The organism is Rhizobium sp. NFR03 (genome assembly GCF_900111275.1).
Lineage (GTDB): Bacteria > Pseudomonadota > Alphaproteobacteria > Rhizobiales > Rhizobiaceae > Ferranicluibacter.
The window spans coordinates 623,779-643,362 of the sequence record NZ_FOGR01000002.1; the positions used below are offsets into that span (position 1 = coordinate 623,779).

General features: G+C 60.9%; 20 protein-coding genes. 19 read left to right on the top strand and 1 reads right to left on the bottom strand.

The features are described from left to right. Positions 1 to 4: 4 nt before the first annotated feature. The 14 genes from flgK to folD all read left to right on the top strand — a co-directional run bounded on the left by flgK (position 5) and on the right by folD (position 11,638). The gene (flgK, locus tag BSG19_RS08205; RefSeq protein ID WP_092986630.1) at positions 5 to 1,471 is read left to right on the top strand and encodes a flagellar hook-associated protein FlgK; all 1,467 of its coding nucleotides are present in this window, start codon (positions 5 to 7) and stop codon (positions 1,469 to 1,471) included. Position 1,472: 1 nt separating this feature from the next. After that, complete coding sequence (locus BSG19_RS08210) at positions 1,473 to 2,570, top strand: flagellar hook-associated family protein (protein WP_092986632.1); 1,098 nt, start codon at positions 1,473 to 1,475, stop codon at positions 2,568 to 2,570. Between the two features lie 37 nt (positions 2,571 to 2,607). Next, a complete protein-coding gene (flaF, locus tag BSG19_RS08215) occupies positions 2,608 to 2,955 on the top strand; it encodes a flagellar biosynthesis regulator FlaF (protein ID WP_092986634.1) in 348 nt (115 codons plus the stop codon). Then, complete coding sequence (gene flbT / locus BSG19_RS08220; RefSeq protein ID WP_092932171.1) at positions 2,952 to 3,401, top strand: flagellar biosynthesis repressor FlbT; 450 nt, start codon at positions 2,952 to 2,954, stop codon at positions 3,399 to 3,401. The genes flaF and flbT overlap by 4 nt, the downstream gene beginning before the upstream one ends. Beyond that, on the top strand, positions 3,392 to 3,814 hold the full coding sequence (gene flgD / locus BSG19_RS08225; protein ID WP_092986636.1) for a flagellar hook assembly protein FlgD: 423 nt from the start codon (positions 3,392 to 3,394) through the stop codon (positions 3,812 to 3,814). Before flbT ends, flgD begins: the two co-directional genes overlap by 10 nt. 51 nt (positions 3,815 to 3,865) lie before the next feature. Next, positions 3,866 to 4,132, top strand: coding sequence for a flagellar biosynthesis protein FliQ (gene fliQ, locus BSG19_RS08230; protein WP_092986638.1), 267 nt, complete (start codon positions 3,866 to 3,868; stop codon positions 4,130 to 4,132). A gap of 151 nt (positions 4,133 to 4,283) precedes the next feature. Beyond that, positions 4,284 to 6,371: a flagellar biosynthesis protein FlhA gene (flhA, locus tag BSG19_RS08235; protein WP_092986640.1), complete on the top strand. Its 2,088-nt coding sequence runs from the start codon at positions 4,284 to 4,286 to the stop codon at positions 6,369 to 6,371. After that, positions 6,368 to 7,120: a flagellar biosynthetic protein FliR gene (fliR, locus tag BSG19_RS08240; protein WP_092986642.1), complete on the top strand. Its 753-nt coding sequence runs from the start codon at positions 6,368 to 6,370 to the stop codon at positions 7,118 to 7,120. The genes flhA and fliR overlap by 4 nt, the downstream gene beginning before the upstream one ends. Positions 7,121 to 7,122: 2 nt before the next feature. Next, a complete protein-coding gene (locus BSG19_RS08245; protein WP_092932179.1) occupies positions 7,123 to 7,539 on the top strand; it encodes a hypothetical protein in 417 nt (138 codons plus the stop codon). A 119-nt stretch (positions 7,540 to 7,658) separates the two neighbouring features. Next, the gene (locus BSG19_RS08250; RefSeq protein WP_092986644.1) at positions 7,659 to 8,234 is read left to right on the top strand and encodes a rod-binding protein; all 576 of its coding nucleotides are present in this window, start codon (positions 7,659 to 7,661) and stop codon (positions 8,232 to 8,234) included. Positions 8,235 to 8,439: 205 nt separating this feature from the next. Next, on the top strand, positions 8,440 to 8,811 hold the full coding sequence (locus BSG19_RS08255) for a hypothetical protein (RefSeq protein WP_092986646.1): 372 nt from the start codon (positions 8,440 to 8,442) through the stop codon (positions 8,809 to 8,811). Then, a complete protein-coding gene (locus BSG19_RS08260) occupies positions 8,808 to 9,374 on the top strand; it encodes a hypothetical protein (protein WP_092986648.1) in 567 nt (188 codons plus the stop codon). Before BSG19_RS08255 ends, BSG19_RS08260 begins: the two co-directional genes overlap by 4 nt. Before the next feature lie 374 nt (positions 9,375 to 9,748). Continuing rightward, positions 9,749 to 10,561 (top strand): WecB/TagA/CpsF family glycosyltransferase, encoded by an 813-nt coding sequence (locus BSG19_RS08265; RefSeq protein WP_092986650.1) that lies wholly within the window; start codon positions 9,749 to 9,751, stop codon positions 10,559 to 10,561. 177 nt (positions 10,562 to 10,738) lie between these two features. Beyond that, complete coding sequence (gene folD / locus BSG19_RS08270; protein WP_092987357.1) at positions 10,739 to 11,638, top strand: bifunctional methylenetetrahydrofolate dehydrogenase/methenyltetrahydrofolate cyclohydrolase FolD; 900 nt, start codon at positions 10,739 to 10,741, stop codon at positions 11,636 to 11,638. A gap of 26 nt (positions 11,639 to 11,664) precedes the next feature. Here folD and BSG19_RS08275 read toward each other — a convergent pair whose 3' ends face one another. After that, a complete protein-coding gene (locus BSG19_RS08275) occupies positions 11,665 to 12,711 on the bottom strand; it encodes a LacI family DNA-binding transcriptional regulator (RefSeq protein ID WP_092986652.1) in 1,047 nt (348 codons plus the stop codon). 271 nt (positions 12,712 to 12,982) lie between these two features. Between BSG19_RS08275 and BSG19_RS08280 the strand changes: the two genes are divergently transcribed. The 5 genes from BSG19_RS08280 (at position 12,983) to ugpC (ending at position 19,561) form a co-directional block, all read left to right on the top strand. Next, the gene (locus BSG19_RS08280; protein ID WP_092986654.1) at positions 12,983 to 14,341 is read left to right on the top strand and encodes an ABC transporter substrate-binding protein; all 1,359 of its coding nucleotides are present in this window, start codon (positions 12,983 to 12,985) and stop codon (positions 14,339 to 14,341) included. A 201-nt stretch (positions 14,342 to 14,542) separates the two neighbouring features. Continuing rightward, the gene (locus BSG19_RS08285) at positions 14,543 to 15,553 is read left to right on the top strand and encodes a carbohydrate ABC transporter permease (protein ID WP_092986656.1); all 1,011 of its coding nucleotides are present in this window, start codon (positions 14,543 to 14,545) and stop codon (positions 15,551 to 15,553) included. 1 nt (position 15,554) lies between these two features. After that, positions 15,555 to 16,700, top strand: a complete 1,146-nt coding sequence (locus tag BSG19_RS08290; RefSeq protein ID WP_092986658.1) for a carbohydrate ABC transporter permease — start codon at positions 15,555 to 15,557, stop codon at positions 16,698 to 16,700. A gap of 87 nt (positions 16,701 to 16,787) precedes the next feature. Continuing rightward, positions 16,788 to 18,440: a beta-galactosidase BglA gene (locus BSG19_RS08295; RefSeq protein WP_170865913.1), complete on the top strand. Its 1,653-nt coding sequence runs from the start codon at positions 16,788 to 16,790 to the stop codon at positions 18,438 to 18,440. 32 nt (positions 18,441 to 18,472) lie between these two features. Next, entirely contained in the window at positions 18,473 to 19,561 is a 1,089-nt protein-coding gene (gene ugpC, locus BSG19_RS08300) for an ABC transporter ATP-binding protein (protein WP_092986662.1), read from the top strand. Positions 19,562 to 19,584: the final 23 nt, after the last annotated feature.

Consider the following 19,584-nt stretch of genomic DNA (forward strand, 5'->3'; position numbering starts at 1 on the left):
CGTCATGTCTCTCGCTTCTGCCATTACCACGGCTCAGACGATCTTCAGCAATACCGGCAAGCAGACGGCCGTCGTATCGCAGAACATCGCGAATGTCGGCAACGCCGACTACTCGCGTCGTCTCGCCATGATGGGCGTAGACACCGACGGACAGCCCTTTCTCAAATTGCAGCGCGCCCAGAACGACGCGCTGTTCAAACAGACGATTTCGAGCATCTCGGACAATGCCGGGCAGTCGAGACTGCTGTTCGGTCTTCAGCAGATCCAGTCGGCTTTTGGCGGTGCGGATTATCCGACGGCGCCATTGACCTACATGACGTCGTTCCGCGACAGCCTCCAGACGTTCAGTCAGTCGTCGGGCGGGATCACGGAGGCGAGATCCGCCATTGCGGGAGCGCGTGACGTTGCAAATGCCTTGAACGCCGCCTCCACTGTCCTCGATCAGGTCAAGGCGACGACGGACAAGGAGATCGGCGAGCAGGTCGGTCAGCTCAACGAATATCTCGCGGAATTCGAGAAGGTGAACAATACCGTCGTTGGAATGCTGGCCAATGGCAAGGATGCGAGCGATGCGCTCGACAAGCGGGACTCGCTCCTGAAGTCGATAGCCGGCATCGTTGGTATCTCGACGACTATGCGTCAGAGCATGGATACCGTCATCTATACGAGCGATGGCAGCGTGCTCTTCGAAACATCGGCGCGCAAGGTCGAACTGGCCGGCAAGGATGGCTCTTCATCCCCGCCGTTTCATGTCGAGATCGACAATGAAGAGCTGAAGCCCGGTACCGGCGGCAATACCTCGTCGCAGGGAACGCTTGCAGCTCTCTTCCAGCTTCGTGACGATATCGCACCCGTGATGCAGACGCAGCTGGACGAGATCGCCCGCGGTCTCATCGTCGCCTTCCGCGAGACGGACCAGACGCTTCCCGAGGAAAACCGGGAACCGGGATTGCCGGGTCTGTTCATCGATTCGATGAACCCGGACATGCCGGCGTCGGGCACGATATCCGCCGGTCTTGCCGGGCGCATCAAGGTCAACGCGTTGATCGATGCCAATCCCATGTTGCTGCGGGACGGCGGCTTCAACAACACGAACGGCTCGACGAACTATACTTACAATACGTCCAATCTCGCAGGCTTCAACAACCGCCTCAACGATCTCTACGACCAGATGGGCGCAGTGCAGGCGTTCGACGCCAACGCGGATATCGGCGAAACCGGTACCGTCATGAGCTACGCCTCGAATTCGATCGGCTGGATCGAGCAGCTGCGCAAGGCGGCGACATCTGCCGATGAGACCAAGGGCGCTATGCTGGCCCAGATGCAGCAGACGCTGAGCAACGAAACCGGCGTCAGTCTCGATGAGGAATTGTCGCTGATGCTCGATCTCGAGCAGTCCTACAAGGCGTCGGCAAAGCTGATGACCACGGTGGACGAAATGCTCAAATCCCTGCTGGACATGGTGAGATAAAATGAAGACGTCATTCATTTCCAACCTGGCGGTTCAGAACGCCATGCGGCTCAGCGTCCAGCGCGGGCAGACGGAAGTCGTCAAGCTCCAGCAGGAGGCGACGACGGGCGTTCATGCCGATCCGGGTGCCTCTCTCGGTTCCGGCGCGTCGCGACTGGTCAGCCTCAAGGACGAGCTGGGACGTCTGAGCAATATCAAGGACACGAACGCCCTCGTCACGCAGCGTCTCTCGACCTCGCAGCTTGCCATCGAATCGATGCGCAAGTCCGGCGAGGAAATGAACACGACGCTGGTAGGGAGCATGGGCGTCGACGACGCCTCGCGGCTGGCCAACACGAAGACGGCGATCACCTCGACGTTCAATGCGTTTTTCGTTGCCGCAAACTCGCAGTCCAACGGTGAATATCTTCTGTCCGGCCTGAATTCCGACGCCAGGCCTCTCACGCCCTACGCCGAGAACACGGCCGCCAAGCAAACCTTTGCCGATGCGTTCGCGAGTTTCAGGCAGGAGAACAACAGCAATCCTGCCAATGCCCCTATCTCGACATACAGGGACCTCTCTGCAACGCAGATGAAGGACTTCATCGATCGCAAGATCGTGCCCCTCTATGTCGGCGACACGAGCGCCGGTGAAAACGCCATTCCCGATCAGTGGATGACGGACTGGTCGCAGGCGTCGGACAAGAACATCCAGAGCCGCATTTCCGGATCCGAGATCGTTTCCACGACGACGAACGCCAACGAGGCGGGCGTCCGCAAAATGGTCCTGGCTTCCGTGATCGCCACCGAACTGCTGGCCGAGGATCTTTCCAGCCAGGCGCGTCTGGTCGTCAGCGAGACGGCCCAGAACTACACCCAGCAGGCGATATCCGGCTTGATCAGCATGGGAAGCGATCTCGGCACGTCCGAGGGGCGCGTCGGCAAGGCCAATACGTTGCTGGACTCCCAGACGAAGTTGCTCACCACCCATGTCAGCGATCTCGAAGGTGTCGATCCCTATGAGGCGACCACGCGAATGAAGGCGCTGATGACGCAGATCGAAACGTCCTACACGCTCACGTCGCGGATGCAGCAGCTGAGCTTGATCAATTTCCTCTGATGCGTAGAGGCCTTAGACAAACATGAGGGATGTCTGAATGTATCAGTTTTCGTATGCCGAGATCATGGAAGACGGCGTTGCCGACTCCAAGGATCGTGAACGGCAGGTCCTCGACCGTTCGATAGCGCTTCTTGCATCTGCCAGCCAGCAGAAGGGGTACTCCCGCGAGGCGATCGAAGCGGTGTATTACACACGGCGCCTCTGGATTCGTTTCATCGAGGATCTGCGCGCGCCGGACAATCAGCTGAACGAAGAGCTGCGTGCCAATCTTATCTCCATCGCCATCTGGATTCTGAGCGAAACCGAGAAGATCCGCAAACGCGAATCCTCGAACTTCCAGGGCATCATCGACATCACAACCATCATCAGGGATGGACTGAAATGAAAAGCACACTGCGCATCTCGCTGAAGTCGGGCGAACGTATTTTTGTGAATGGCGCCGTTCTGCGGGTCGATCGCAAGGTGGCGGTCGAGTTCCTGAACGATGTCACCTTCCTGCTCGAAAACCACGTCCTCCAGCCGGAGGATGCGACCACCCCGTTGCGTCAGCTCTATTTCATCGCCCAGATGATCCTGATCAATCCGGAAGGTGCCGAGCAGTCGACCATCATGTTCCGCAAGTCGATCGTCATGCTTCTGAACTGCTTCAAGAATGACGAGATCCTCTCCGAACTGAAGCGCGTCGACGGTCTCGTCATGCAGGGCCGCGCCTTCGACGCCCTGAAGGCGATCCGTGGTCTCTACCCGATCGAAGACAAGATCCTCAACGCTCAGGAAATGGCGCCGGCCATGATCGAACACATCCGCAAGGAGATTGCACCATGGCGGTAGCCGGTCCTGTCGGCGCTACGGCGCCCACCACCACGACGACGAACAGCACAGCCAAGGATGCGGCGACCGCGTCCACCAAGGCCAACCTCAACTATGACAGCTTCCTCAAGCTGCTCGTCGCCCAGATGAAAAATCAGGATCCGACGCAGCCGATGGACTCGACCCAGCAGATCGCCCAGCTCGCGACCTTCTCTCAGGTCGAGCAGACCATCCAGACGAACACCAATCTGGAAAGCCTGTTGCAGCGCACCTCGCTCTCGGAAGCCAACGCCGTCATCGGCAAGACAGTGACGAGCGCGGACGGCAAGACGACTGGTGTGGTGAAAGAGGTCACGCTATACTCCGACGGAATCGTTGCGCTTCTGGAAAACGGCACCAAGCTTCCCATCGGTCCTGGGGTTTCGGTTAAGTAGCGGTCTCGGTCAGGGAACTGGTCCGATCCTCCGTGGTGAAGTGATACTGCAATGAATGAGGCCGACGCTCTCGATATGGTACAGACGGCAATGTGGACGGTGGTCGTGGCATCCGGCCCGCCCGTTCTCGCCGCCATGGTCGTCGGCCTCGTCGTCGCCCTGATCCAGGCGCTGACGCAGGTTCAGGAAATGACGCTGACCTTCGTTCCGAAGATCCTTGCGGTTCTCGTAACCGTCGCCATCGCCGCGCCTTTCATCGGCTCGCAGGTCTCGATCTTCACCGACATCGTCTTCTCTCGCATCCAGACCGGCTTCTGATCCCTCCGGAGGACCATGCAAGGCCCACGCCCGGCGCCTGCCGTCCTGGCTCGCCTGCCATCCCCGCGCAAGCTTGGACGCCTAGAACTGTCGGCATATGGGGCGACAGGTATGAATGTCGCCCGCCTCTCATGACGAGACGGACATTCCGATGGCACAACCTCCTGCAATAGTCATTCCCAAGATCGCGCCGAACGGGCGCGATGTCGGCTTCGCGCTCGGCATCGTCGCGATCCTGTCGATCCTCTTTCTGCCGATCCCGCCGTTCCTGATCGATATGGGGCTGGCCTTCTCCATCGCCTTCTCCATTCTTATCCTGATGGTATCGCTCTGGATCCAGCGGCCGCTCGATTTCTCGTCCTTCCCGGTCATCCTGCTGATTTCGACCATGATCCGCCTCGCGCTGAACATCGCGACCACGCGCGTCATTCTCTCGCACGGACACCAGGGGCACGACGCCGCCGGCAGTGTCATCGCGGGCTTTGCCAGCCTGGTCATGTCCGGCGACTTCGTGATCGGTCTGATCGTCTTCCTCATCCTGATCACGGTGAACTTCATCGTCATCACCAAGGGTGCCACGCGTATCGCGGAAGTCGGCGCCCGCTTCACCCTCGATGCCATTCCCGGCAAGCAGATGTCGATCGACGCCGACCTTTCGGCGGGCCTGATCAACGAGAAGGAAGCGCAGCACCGCCGGCGCGAACTGGAGGAGGAAAGCTCCTTCTTCGGCTCCATGGACGGTGCCTCGAAGTTCGTGCGCGGCGATGCGGTCGCGGGTCTTCTCATCACCGGCATCAACGTGTTCGGCGGCATCATCATCGGCTATTTCCGCCACGGCATGTCCATCGGCGAAGCAGCGGACGTGTTCGTCAAGCTTTCGGTCGGTGACGGTCTGGTTTCGCAGATCCCGGCCCTGATCGTCTCGCTCGCGGCCGGCCTTCTCGTGTCGCGCGGCGGCACCTCGGGTTCTACCGACCAGGCGGTCGTCGGCCAGCTCAGCAACTATCCCCGCGCGCTGATGGTGGCGGCCAGTCTGCTGGCCATGCTGTCCATTATCCCGGGTCTGCCCTTCATTCCCTTTGCCACGCTCGGCATCGGCATGGCCGCCATGGCCTACGTCATCCCGCGCCGTGCGGCGGCCGCAAGCCAGCTGAAGCGCGAGCAGGATTTGCAGACGGCGGCCCAGGTCAAGGATTCCGAGAAGGACAGCGTCAAGTCCGTCCTCAAGACCGCGGAAATCGAGCTGCTGCTCGGCAAGCAGGTCTCGACGCGACTGCTCGGCGCCCATCAGGAACTCGCCTTCCGCGTCGGCAAGATGCGCCGCAAGTTCGCCAGCCAGTACGGGCTCATCGTTCCCGAGATCAAGGTCTCCGACGACATCGCCGTGCCGGACAAGGCCTATCACATCCGCGTCCACGGCACGACGATCGCATCGAACACGGTGCGTGTCGGCGAAGTCATCGTCGTCACCGGCGGTGGCCGGCGCCCGACGGTTCCCGGCGACGATATCCGCGAGCCCGCCTTCGGCATGCCCGCGGTCTCGATCCTCGAAACCTTCACCGAAGACCTCAAGCGCGAGGGCTTCCACCCGATCGACAACGTTTCCGTCGTGCTCACGCATCTGTCGGAAGTCATCCGCAACAACCTGCCGCAGCTGCTGTCCTACAAGGACGTCAAGATCCTCATCGAGCGTCTCGACCCGGAATACCGCAAGCTCGCAGACGAAATCTGCACCTCGCACATGTCCTATTCGGGTCTGCAGGCCGTGCTGAAGCTGCTCCTTGCCGAGCGCGTCTCCATCCGCAACCTGCACCTGATCCTCGAAGCCGTCGCCGAACTCGCCCCGCACGTTCGCAAGACCGAGCACATCGTCGAGCACGTTCGGGTCCGCATGTCGCAGCAGCTGTGCGGTGACCTCTCCGACAATGGAACGCTGCGCGTGCTGCGGCTTGGCAACAAGTGGGACATGGTTTTCCACCAGGCGCTCAAGCGGGATGCCAAGGGCGATATCGTCGAGTTCGACATCGATCCGCGTCACCTCGAAGAGTTCAGCGAGGAGGCGACCCGCGTGATCCGCGAGCATCTGGATCGCGGCATGCCGTTCGTGCTGGTATCTTCGCCCGAATCCCGCTCTTATGTGCGCATGATTATCGAACGCCTGTTTGCCACATTGCCGGTCCTCAGCCATGTCGAGCTCGCAAAGGGCATCGAGATCAAGATCATCGGCTCCATTTCATGATAACAGACCCGGAAGGCACTGTGCTGGCGCTGTTTGCGGCGTTCTGCCGTATCGGCGCCTGCATCATGGTCATGCCGGGTTTCTCGTCGGCGCGTGTCTCGGTCCAGATCCGCCTTTTCGCGGCGGTCGCGATATCCATGGCGATCCTGCCGCTGATGTGGAACGATATCTACCCGCAGATCTCGGGCAAAGGTCACACCTATATCTACATCATCACGACCGAGATCGTCATCGGCAGCGTGATCGGCCTCATCGCCCGCTTCTACGCGCTGGGCCTTCAATTCGTCGGCACGGTGCTGACCATGATGATCGGCTTTACCGCGCCGCCGGCCAGCGACGTGCTCGAAGATTCCTCGGAAAACCAGGTAACGAACATGATCTCCTTTGCGGGGCTCATGGTGCTCTTCATGCTCGATTTCCATCATGTGATCTTCGAGTCGATTTTCGACAGCTACAGGGCCATGCCGCTTGGCGTCGGGTTCGATCCGCAAGGCATCCTGATCACGATGACCAATGCGCTGGAAATGACCTTCATGATCATGCTGCGCCTGTCGAGCCCGTTCATCATCTACGGCCTGCTCTTCAACGTCGCGCTCGGCATGGTCAACAAGCTGGCGCCGCAGATGCCGCTCTACTTCATCTCCGCACCCTATCTCATCATGGGCGGGTTGTTCCTTCTCTATCTGGGCATCGCCGCCATGCTGCGGCTTTTCGCCGATGGCTTCGCCGTCGTCATGCAGGGGATATAGACATGGCCGGAAACCGCTCCGACAAGCTGAAGCGCCTCGTCGCCGTCCAGCGCCATCTCGAACAGATGGCGGAAAACGAGCTTTCCGAAACCGCCCGCCAGCGCCGCGAGCTTGCCACCACGATCGACGTCGTGGCGGATGCCATGGGCTCGGCCAAGCCCCTCCATGCCATGTTCTCCGGCCACTACGCATCTCAGCTCGGCCGTCTCGCGCAGAAGGACCAGATGCTCGAAGGCATTCAGCAGGTGCACGAGGCGCGCGTGCTCAAGGAGCGGGCAAAGGGCGACCGGCTGGCCGAGCATATGAAGGATGCCCGCGCGCTCGAGGAGCGGGCGGAAGCGGACGATGCCATCTACGATCTCATCGACCAGCACGTCATGCATGGCGCGCCAGCTTCCGGTAAGCTTGACCACTCATAGTGGCCCCGGTCGGCAGGATGCGACGTCTTCGTTTCGTCCGGCCAAATATCTGATTTTCATCACGGAATGCATCCGCTCTTCAGCGGGCTGCAAGCTGTATGGCGAAGGAAAGCAACCGGATGGCCATTTCCCCTCCGACCGATCTGGTGATGGATGTCCTGCGCGCGGCCGATCCGACGCAGGTCAAGGAAGCCCAGGCGCGTCTGCAGTCCAACCGGGCAGCCTTCCGCGCTTCGAGCCTTGCAGAGACCGGCAACGGCTTTGCCAACACAGTCGCGATCCTCGACCAGAGCCGGAGCGGCTCCGGTCTCGGAAATATCGACAATCGCGCCGAGCCGAAAAAAGTGCCGGAAACCTATCGCAAGTTCGAGGCCATGGTGCTCCAGAACTTCGTGAAGTCGATGATGCCAAGCAATAGCGAGGACGTCTACGGCAAGGGCACCGCCGGTGACATCTGGAAGAGCATGATGGCCGAGCAGATCGGTAACGTCATGGCCAAGGGCGACGGCGTCGGCATAGCCGCAAGCATGGTGGCTGACGGTGCCGGCGGCACGAGCATGACCAACCGCGTCAGCGCGCAGCTCGATGGCAATAGCAGCAACATGGCCCAGAGCATGGTGCAGGAATATCAGCGCAAGGCGCTGGACGGCGTCCTGGCGAGCGACGCTCTGTCCTCGACAGGCAGTACGGAATAAAAAGACGACTGGCCCGAAAGGGCCGGCGTCGCGACGCGAACGGGCGGCCGCCATCTTTCGATGCCCGGCTGCCGGGAGAGTTTCATGTTTCGCAGGTGGCGTCATTGGGCTGGCCCGATGGCGATACGCGCGGAAAATCAGGAATGCAGGCGCAGGGTGAGCGGCGAAATCCACCCGGGCGCATTGTCAAGACGGGAGACGTTCTATGGAAATTCAGGCTTCGGGCGATGTGCGGGTCCGCAACATTCTGGGTCGGCTCGAGATGATCCTCGACAATGAGAACGCCCGCATCGGCGTCGATCCCAGCTTCGATCTCAAGGCGTCCAACCTGCGCAAGAGCCGGTGCCTTTATGAGCTGACCATGCTCAACCGCAAGCAGACGCCGACCGACATATCCCCGTCCTACCTGTCGCAGGCCAAGCATATCCGCAACAAGCTGGCGACCAATTCCGAGAAGGTCGAAGCCCATCTGGAGGCTTGCCGCTCGGTGGTCGAGCTGTTGAAGACCGTGGCGCAGGATGCCGATGCCGATGGCATCTATTCCGAAGAACAATACCGTTACGGCGCGATGTCATGATCAAGCTTCTTCTCACCGGCGTCTGGGTCGCAGGTATCACGCTCGGATCGGTCTATGTCTCGATGCGTCACGCCTCCGCACCGGTGGAATCCAGTGAGGAGCAGGCTCGGCTCGCCGTGCAGGAATACGTTCCCGGCGAGCTGATCACGGTTCCCGTGCTCCGCGATGGCGGCGTGCAGGGATATTTCCTGACGAAGCTCTCTTTCGCCGTGGACAAGACGAAGGTGAAGACGCTGCCGGTTCCTTTGAAGGAGACCGTCACCAACGCGCTGTTCGACATCCTCGTCGGCAAGCAGCTGATCAATGTCGAGGACAGCAAGTCCTTCGATCTCGCCAATTTCAAGTCTGTCGTGAAGGCGGGCCTGAACGAGGAGATGAAGGATGAGGTGATCTTCGAGGTGCTGGTCGAGCAGCTGGAATATCTTTCCAAGGCCGATGTCGCGCGCGTTGCCAATCGCGAGACCCGCAAGCAGCCGCAGCCCGTCGCGATCGTCGACCGCAACGGCAACACCGCACACGACGTCATACCCGGTGCGGCCGAAAAGGCAGCTGCCGGCCATTGAGCCGGTGGAGGTGAGTCTCCCTCCCGTCACCGGCCTGTATCGCCTTGAAACGATCGCATGGCCATCGCCGAGGGGGAAATATCGTTTCCCCGGTTGTTATCCTTGCTCTTGCTCGCCTTTTCGCGGGATCGTCGTAAACGGATCCTGAATTCCGGAAAAGGCTTTTGATTGAATGGTTTAAACGCGATTTCAGACCGCTTTGCTAATGTGCCGTCAATTGATCCGAGGATCGTGACCGCACAGGCATCCGGGACCATCCGTCTCGTCACGGCCCGCTCCGTTTCCGCTTGACCGCGGCGACGGGCGAGAGCCGCGACAAGCGAATGAGGAGGATGCTCTTACGGCGCGATGCTTCTTGATGGAGGATTGCCCGCATGAAATATTTTCCGCCCGTCTCGATCCAGCCGTCCCACCGCGATATTCTGGACCTCGCGGTCTGTGATTTCGACTGGGAGGAAGCCTTTACTTTCGTGGACGAGGTTGCCTCCTTGCCAATCGGGCAGACGATCATTTCCTTCCTGAATGCCAACAACGCCAACTACATGATGCACGACCCGGACTATCGAGCGATTCTGGAGCGGCATGTCGTGCTGCCGGATGGCCATGGCGTCGATATTGCCTCCAAGATCTTCCATGGGAAGCCGTTTCCTGCCAACCTGAACGGCACCGATTTCGTGCCCGCGATGCTGACCTATATGCGCACGCCTCGCCGCGTCGCCATGGTGGGCGCTCGCCCTGATGTTCTGCAGCGGGCGGCCGAGAATTTTTCCAAGCACACGCCCTGGCACACATTCATCCCGGTATCGGACGGCTACTTCGATCTGTCGGACTCCGACGCCGTCATGGCGAAGGTCCGCAAGGCGAGACCCGACATCCTGTTGATCGCCATGGGCACGCCGCGTCAGGAAAAGTGGATCGATCGCCATGTCGGTCCGGGACATGCCCGGCTTGTGCTCGGAGTGGGCGCGCTGTTCGATTTCATCGCTGGCGAAGTGCCGCGTGCGCCCGAATCCATCCGTCGCATGCGCCTGGAATGGCTCTACCGCATGACCATCGAGCCGCATCGCCTGTGGAAGCGCTACGTCATCGGCATCCCGGTCTTCCTGCGTTTCGTGCTCTGGCGCAAGCTGATCGGACCGCGGACGACACGCACCCAGCCGGCCCAGCGCAGGATCACGTCGCAGTAAAGATCCGCCACGACGTTCCACCGTGAGCGAAAACGGTGCACCGGAGAGCGATCTTCCGGTGCAGGCGCATGTCGGCCTTGAAATCCTCGCGAAGAACAGCTTAGGACGCATTGAGGCGACCTGCCGGCGTTCGCGCCCTATATGTCCCTCTGCACGAACCACATCCGCGAGGGCCTGATGAGCACCGTTATCGATGGAAAGACTGTAGCCGCCTCCGTTCTCGACCGCGTCAAGACGGCGGCTCGCTCGCTGGAGGACAGTCACCGCGTCAAGACCGGGCTTGCGGTCGTCATTGTCGGTAATGATCCGGCCAGCCACACCTATGTCTCCTCGAAAAGCCGGATGGCCAAGGAGTGCGGCTTCGTTTCCGTGCAACATACGCTACCGGAAGAAACCACCCAGGAAGATCTCGCCGCCATCGTGGATCGGCTCAATGCCGATCCCGCGATTCACGGAATTCTCGTGCAACTGCCGTTGCCGCCGCATTTCGATGCCGATACGATCATTCAGTCGATCCGACCGGAAAAGGATGTGGACGGACTGAACGTCGTCAATGCCGGCAAGCTCGCGACCGGCGATCTCGAGGGGGGCCTCGTCTCCTGCACGCCAGCCGGCGCGATGGTCTTTGTTCGCCAGACACACGGCGCCGATCTTTCGGGCCTGAATGCCGTCGTCATCGGACGCTCCAACCTGTTCGGCAAGCCGATGGCCGCCTTGTTGCTCGCTGCCAATGCGACCGTGACGGTTGCACATTCGCGCACACGGGACCTGGCCGGCGTCTGCCGCAATGCGGATATTCTCGTGGCCGCGGTCGGCCGGCCGGAAATGGTCAAGGCGGATTGGGTGAAACCCGGCGCCACCGTCATCGATGTCGGCATCAACCGCATTGCTGCGCCCGAGCGCGGGGAGGGGAAGACCCGCCTCGTCGGCGACGTCGCCTTTGACGAATGCAGCCAGGTCGCTGCCACCATCACGCCGGTTCCCGGCGGCGTCGGGCCGATGACCATCGCCATGCTGATGGCCAATACGGTCATCGCGGCCCACCGCGCCGCCGGCGCGAACGTGCCGAGCTTCTAAGCTTCCACGGACCGCGTCTGCGGCCGTCAGCCGTGAGAGTGACAGTTCCGCGGTGCCGGCTTGGTCGAGTCCCGGATGATCAGCTCGGCCTTCCACACCTCGTGTTCCAGAGCGTCTTCCGGGTTCAGCACACGAGTGATCAGTCGTTCGGCAACCCGGGCACCCGCAGCGCGAAGCGACGACTGTGTCGTCGTCAGCGGCACGTTGAAATGCTCCGGCTTCAACAGCGGCAGCACGTCGTCATGCGCAATCAGGGAAACGTCGTCTCCGACCCTCAGACCGGCACGCGAGAGAGCTCTGACGACGCCGACCGCCATGACCGTACTGGAACAGAGAATGGCGGACGGCGGCCGGGCATCGGCGAGGAAGGCCGTGGTTGCCCGAAAGCCGTGTTCGTCGGTCATGAAATTATGGGCAATCAGAACGTCCTGCGTCTCCAGCCCGGCATCCTGCAGGGCTGCCAGCATGCCCGCCTTGCGGCGCATGGCGAACGTCAGATGCTCCTGTCCGTTGATGAGCGCGATGCGTCGATGCCCGAGCGAGATCAGCAACGTCGTCGCCTCGTAGAAGGCGCCCTCGTTGTCGATGTCGAGGAAGGGGTAGTCCTCGCCCTGGCCGATCGCCCGGCCGTGCACAAGGTACGGGATCGGCAAGGAGCGCAGCATCTCGATTCGCGGATCGTCGCGACGCACGGAGGCGATGAACAGGGCGTCGACATTGCCGCTGGCCGCCAGCCGCCGAAAGGTCGTTTCTTCCTCTTCCGGCGCGCTGGGATTGATGACGAAGTGAAAGTCGTGGCGGACGGCGGCTTCCCCGAGACCTGTCAGAAAGGCGCTGAAATGCACGTCCGCATCGATATCGGGAGCAACGGTCATCACGAGGCCGATCGAGGCGGCGCGCCCGGTCGCCAACCTTTGCGCGACGCGGTTCGGCCGATAGCCTGTATCATGCACGGCCTGAAGCACACGCTCGCGCGTTTCCGCATTCACCTCCGGATAGCCGTTCAGCGCCCGGCTGACCGTCGTCTGCGACAGGCCAAGCATCTCGGCCAGCTGTCTAAGATTGACGACCATCTCCAACCCCCGCCAAAGCGCTTCGATATCCTGCTCAAAGCGGTATGATCGGTCATTATCACCGAAGCTTCGACTGCGCAAAACCGTTTATATCTTCTTGCGCTGCGAAACGTTGCTGCATTGCAAATTAACGACTTACGATGGACGAAGCCGTGAAACCTCTTGACTTGCCGCCTCTACCAATGATTTCTTACGCTTCTCAAAGCGCTTTGAGAGAGAATGTCGATTGAACATGCGTATCGAGGTGCAGCGGTTTTTCGGGAGGAAACACGTGAAGACCAAATTGATTCTGGGCGCAGCTGCGCTTGCTCTTTTCGCAGGAACTGCTTCGGCTGCGGAGTTGAAGTTCAAGCCCGGCGAAGACGCCAAGTTCAACTGGAAGAGCTATGAGGACTTCAAGTCCGGGCATGACCTCAAGGGTCAATCACTGACCATCTTCGGTCCGTGGCGTGGCGAAGACCAGGTTTTGTTCGAAGCGGTGCTCGATTACTTCCGTGACGTCACCGGTGCCGACGTAAAATATTCATCGTCTGAGAATTACGAGCAGCAGATCGTTATCGACACGCAGGCGGGTTCGCCGCCGGATGTCGCGATCCTGCCCCAGCCGGGTCTCATCGCCGATCTCGCCTCGAAGGGCTATCTGACGCCTCTCAGCGAGGGTACGGACAAGTGGCTCCTCGACAATTACGCCGCCGGCCAGTCCTGGGTCGATCTGTCGACCTATGCCGGCAAAGACGGCCAGAAAGCGCTTTACGCGTTTCCCTACAAGATCGACGTCAAGTCGCTCGTCTGGTACGTGCCCGAAAACTTCGAGGATGCGGGCTATGAAGTGCCCAAGACCATGGAAGAGCTGAAAGCCCTGACCGACAAGATCGTGGCCGATGGCGGCACGCCCTGGTGCATCGGTCTCGGTTCGGGCGGCGCGACCGGCTGGCCGGCGACCGACTGGGTCGAGGACATGATGCTGCGCACGCAGCCGGCCGACACCTACGACAAATGGGTCTCGAACGCTATTCCGTTCAATGATCCCGCCGTCGTCGGCGCGATCGACGAGTTCGGTTTCTTTGCCAAGAACCCCAAATATGTCGATGGCGGCACGCAGGCGGTCTCGTCCACCGACTTCCGCGACAGCCCCAAGGGCCTCTTCGCGTCTCCACCGAAGTGCTACCTGCACCATCAGGCGTCCTTCATTCCGTCCTTCTTCCCGGAAGGCACAAAGGTCGGTGAAGATGCGGACTTCTTCTACATGCCGCCCTATGCCAGCAAGCCGGATCTCGGCAACCCGGTTCTCGGTGCCGGCACGCTCGCCATGATCACCAAGGACACGCCGGCTTCGCGCGCCTTTCTCGACTTTCTGAAGACGCCGATCGCGCATGAGGTCTGGATGGCCCAGTCGAGCTTCCTGACGCCCTACAAGGGTGTCAATCTCGATACCTACGCCAACGCGCCGATGAAGAAGCAGGGTGATATTCTCCTCAATGCGACCACGTTCCGCTTCGACGGCTCGGACCTGATGCCTGGCAAGATCGGCGCCGGCGCCTTCTGGACCGCCATGATCGACTATGTCGGCGGCAAGCCGGCAGCCGATGTGGCGACCGACATCCAGAAGTCCTGGGACAGCATCAAGTAACGATCGCTTCGCAACGTAGCGCCACCTGTCATCATGTCAGGTGGCGCTCGGTGATCGAAGATCGTGACAATGGCCGGCCGCGCCGCGGCTCCTGCATCTTCCGGAAGTGTCAATCGCTCCTCGGAATGATGCAGCAGGTATAAAGCGTTACAGCGAATGGACGTGCGCACTGATGACGCGTCGCGCTGTAAAGGGGGGAACATGCAGCAATTGTTGATGGCTGTGATAACGATGGTGGCCGGCGTCCTCGCCTGCGCCGCCTACTTCTACGGAACGAACCTGATCCTCGATCTGATTTTTCCGTCGAAGGGTCGATCCGGCGCCAAGGCATCGCGCAACCTGCGCATCAGCAACGCCATCCGCCCCTGGCTCTTCCTGTTTCCCGCGCTTTTCGCCATGACGATCTACCTGATCTATCCGGTCTTCGAATCCGTCTGGCTCTCGTTCCACGATCGCACGGGGCAGACCTTCGTCGGCGGCGCCAATTATGTCTGGATGTTCAACGACGGCGAGTTCCGCCAGTCGATCTTCAATAATTTTCTCTGGTTGCTGGTCGTCCCGGCGCTCGCCACCTTCTTCGGCCTGATCATCGCGGCCCTGACCGACCGTATCTGGTGGGGCAACATCGCCAAGACGCTGATCTTCATGCCTATGGCCATCTCCTTCGTCGGCGCATCCGTCATCTGGAAATTCATCTACGACTACCGCGCGGCCGGCACCGAGCAGATCGGTCTGCTGAACGCCGTCGTCACCGCTTTCGGCTTCGAACCGCAGGCGTGGATGACCATCCCGCTCTGGAACAACTTCTTTCTGATGGCGATCCTCGTCTGGATCCAGACCGGTTTTGCCATGGTCATTTTGTCGGCAGCGCTGCGCGGCATCCCGGAGGAAACGGTCGAAGCGGCGGTGATCGACGGGGCCAACGGCTTCCAGATCTTCTTCAAGATCATGATCCCGCAGATCTGGGGAACCATTGCCGTGGTGTGGACGACCATCACCATCCTCGTGCTCAAGGTCTTCGACATCGTGCTCGCGATGACCAACGGGCAGTGGCAGACACAGGTTCTGGCCAATCTCATGTTCGACTGGATGTTCCGGGGTGGCGGCGATTTCGGCCGCGGCGCGGCGATCGCCGTCGTCATCATGCTTCTCGTCGTGCCCATCATGGTCTGGAACATCCGCAATGCTGCCAAAGAGATGAAGGGACACTGAGATGATCGCATCGAAACGCTCCTCGCTCGTTCTCTTCGTCCATCTCTCCGTGCTTCTGCTGGTCATCCTCTGGACGATCCCGACGGCAGGCCTCCTCATCTCGTCTCTGCGCGACAAGGACCAGCTGGCCGTGTCAGGCTGGTGGACGGCGCTGTCCACCTCCAGTCAGAACCTGACCGTGCGGGCACCAGGGCCGGAAGCGCAGCAGCAGCGGGACGGCAAGTTCGTCATTTCAGGCAATGTGCTCGACAATCCCGGCGCCAAGGTTTCCGCATTCGGCTTTCGCACGCAGGAGCCGGCAGCCTTCGAACCTGGCCAGACCGCGACGCTCAGCGATGGCGAGCGGTTGACCGTTCAGGAGGACGGAGCGTTCGAGATCGTTTCCGACGTCGCCATGGAGGGTTCGCGCGGCCAGCGTATCTTCGTTCAGGCGGCCGTACCCTCGCGCTTCACCTTCGACAATTACCGGGAGGTCCTGAACGCGGAAGGCATTGGCGCGTCGTTCATCAACTCGCTGACGGTCGCCATCCCCTCCACGATCATCCCCATCCTCGTTGCGGCGTTTGCAGCCTATGCACTCGCCTGGATGCCGTTTCCCGGCCGCACCATCCTCATCGCCGTCGTCGTCGGCCTGCTGGTCGTGCCGTTGCAGATGTCGCTGATCCCGCTGCTCAAGCTCTACAACGGTGTCGGCGCCTTTCTCGGCCTGCCGGCCAAAACCTATGTCGGGATCTGGCTCGCGCATATGGGCTTCGGCCTGCCGCTCGCCATCTATCTGCTGCGCAACTACATGGCGGGCCTGCCGCGCGAGATCATGGAGTCCGCCCGCGTCGATGGGGCGAGCGACTTCGACATCTTCGTGAAGATCATCCTGCCGCTGTCGTTTCCCGCGCTGGCCTCCTTTGCCATCTTTCAGTTCCTGTGGACGTGGAACGACCTGCTCATCGCCATGGTCTTCCTGGGCACCGGCAATAACGAACTGGTGCTGACCGGTCGCCTCGTCAATCTGCTGGGTTCGCGCGGCGGAAACTGGGAAATCCTGACGGCATCGGCCTTCATCACCATCATCATTCCGCTGATCGTCTTCTTCAGCCTCCAGCGCTACCTCGTGCGCGGCCTGCTGGCGGGATCGGTCAAGGGCGGCTGATAACCGACAAGACGACCTGAACCCATCGTCTCCCGAACCCCGTCCAAGGACCCATCCATTCCCATGAGCCTGTCCCCTCTCCAGAGCATGAACGAACAGACCTCTGCCCTGCTGTCTACCGACCGCGACTGGTGGCGAGGCGCCGTGATCTATCAGATCTATCCGCGCTCCTATCAGGACAGCAACGATGACGGCATCGGTGATCTCAAGGGGATTGCGCGCCGGCTGCCCTATATCGCCTCGCTGAATGTCGATGCCATCTGGATCTCACCCTTCTTCACGTCGCCGATGAAGGATTTTGGCTACGACGTCTCGAACTACAATGGTGTCGATCCGATCTTCGGCCTGCTGTCCGACTTCGACGATCTGATCGCTGAAGCGCATCGTCTGGGAATCCGGGTCATGATCGACCTCGTGCTCTCTCACACGTCGGACCAGCACCCGTGGTTCGCCGAAAGCCGCTCCAGCCGCTTCAATCCCAAGGCGGACTGGTACGTCTGGTCGGACTCCAAGCCGGACGGCACGCCGCCCAACAACTGGATGTCGATTTTCGGCGGGTCTGCATGGCAGTGGGACCCGACGCGCCTGCAATATTACATGCACAACTTCCTGACCTCGCAGCCCGACCTCAACCTGCACAATACCGAGGTTCAGGATGCGCTGATATCGGTCGAGCGGTTCTGGCTGGAGCGCGGCGTCGATGGCTTCCGGCTCGACACGATCAACTTCTACTTCCATGATGTGGAGCTGCGCGACAACCCGGCGCTGGCACCCGAGCGCCGCAATGCCAACACGGCACCGGCTGTGAATCCCTATAACTATCAGGAACATATCTACGACAAGAACCGCCCGGAAAACATCGCCTTCCTCCAGCGCTTCCGCGCTGTCATGGACGAGTATCCCGCCATTGCCGCAGTCGGCGAGGTGGGCGACAGCCAGATAGGTCTCGAAATCGCCGGCCAGTACACATCCGGCGGCGACAAGATGCACATGTGCTACGCCTTCGAATTTCTTGCCCCGGACCCGCTGACGCCGGCCCGCGTCGCGGAGGTCCAGCACGCCTTCGAGCGTGCCGCACCGGAGGGCTGGGCCTGCTGGGCGTTCTCCAACCACGATGTCGTGCGCCATGTCTCCCGCTGGGGGCAAGGCGTTGCGGATCACGACGCGCATGCGAAATTCCTCGCCAGCATGCTGATGTCGCTGCGCGGTTCCGTCTGCATCTATCAGGGCGAGGAACTGGCGCTGACCGAGGCCGACCTTGCCTTCGAGGATCTGCAGGACCCCTACGGCATCCAGTTCTGGCCCGACTTCAAGGGACGCGACGGCTGCCGCACGCCGATGGTCTGGGATGCCGATGCGTCCAACGGCGGGTTTGGCGATGGTCGCCCCTGGCTGCCGGTCCCGCCCGAGCATCTGACGCGTGCCGTTTCGGTGCAGGAGCAGGACATGCGCTCCGTCCTCCACCACTACCGCCGCTTTCTCGCCTTCCGCCGTCAGCACAAGGCGTTGGCCAAGGGCGAGTTCGCATTCAAGCCGTATGCGGCGCCGATCCTTGGCTTCGAACGGACCCATGGAAACGAGACGCTCATCTGCCTCTTCAACATGAGCGGAGAGACGGTTTCGGTCGAACGGCCAGCCGAGCGGCTTGAGGTTTTGACCGGCCATGGCTTTGCCTCGGAACTTGGCGACAACAGCATTACATTGCCCGCCTGGAGCGGTTTTTTCGCGCGGATCGTCTGACGATCAAGATGGAAGTGAACAGGGAGGGACACATGTCCGGACTGGAACTACGCAAGATCCGCAAATCCTATGGCGCCGTGGATGTCATCCACGGCATCGATCTCACGATCGAGAAGGGGGAGTTCATCGTCTTCGTCGGCCCGTCCGGCTGCGGAAAATCGACGCTGCTGCGCATGATCGCCGGGCTCGAGGAGATCACCGGCGGTGAGATGTTCATCGAGGGCGAGAAGGTCAACGATACCCCGCCATCCAAGCGCGGCATCGCCATGGTGTTCCAGTCCTATGCGCTCTACCCGCACATGACGGTCTACGACAACATGGCCTTCGGCATGCGCATCGCCAAGGAAAGCAAGGAGGAGATCGACCGGCGCGTCCGTGCCGCTGCCGACATCCTGCAACTCACGCAATATCTGGACCGTTTGCCGAAGGCGCTCTCCGGCGGTCAGCGCCAGCGCGTCGCCATCGGTCGCGCCATCTGCCGTGATCCCAAAGTCTTCCTGTTCGACGAGCCCCTGTCGAACCTCGATGCGGCGCTGCGTGTCGCTACCCGCATCGAGATCGCCCGTCTGAATGAGCAGATGGCCGATACGACCATGATCTACGTCACCCACGATCAGGTAGAGGCGATGACGCTCGCGGACCGCATCGTCGTGCTTTCCGGCGGCCATATCGAGCAGGTCGGCCCGCCGCTCGAACTCTACGAGCGTCCCGCCAACCTCTTCGTCGCCCGGTTCATCGGCTCGCCCGCCATGAACATCATACCCGCCCGGATCGTCGCAACTGGCGCCCAGACGACGGTTGAACTCGTTGGCGGCAAGCGCGATATCCTCGATATACCCACGCCCGAAACTGAGAGCGGCCGGCAGGCCAGCTTCGGCGTCCGCCCGGAAGATCTCCAGATCACCACCGGCGACAGCTTCCTGTTCGAGGGTACCGTCTCCATCGTCGAGGCGCTCGGCGAAGTCACCCTCCTCTACATCGAAGGCCTCGTACCCGACGAACCCATCATCGCCAAACTCTCAGGCATCCAGCCCTTCAAGCGGGGAGAACGGGTGCGGTTCACGGCGGAACGGGCAAAGCTGCATCTGTTCGACGGGGAGGGGAAGACGTATCGGCGGTGACATGGCAGAGAGACGATCGTTCA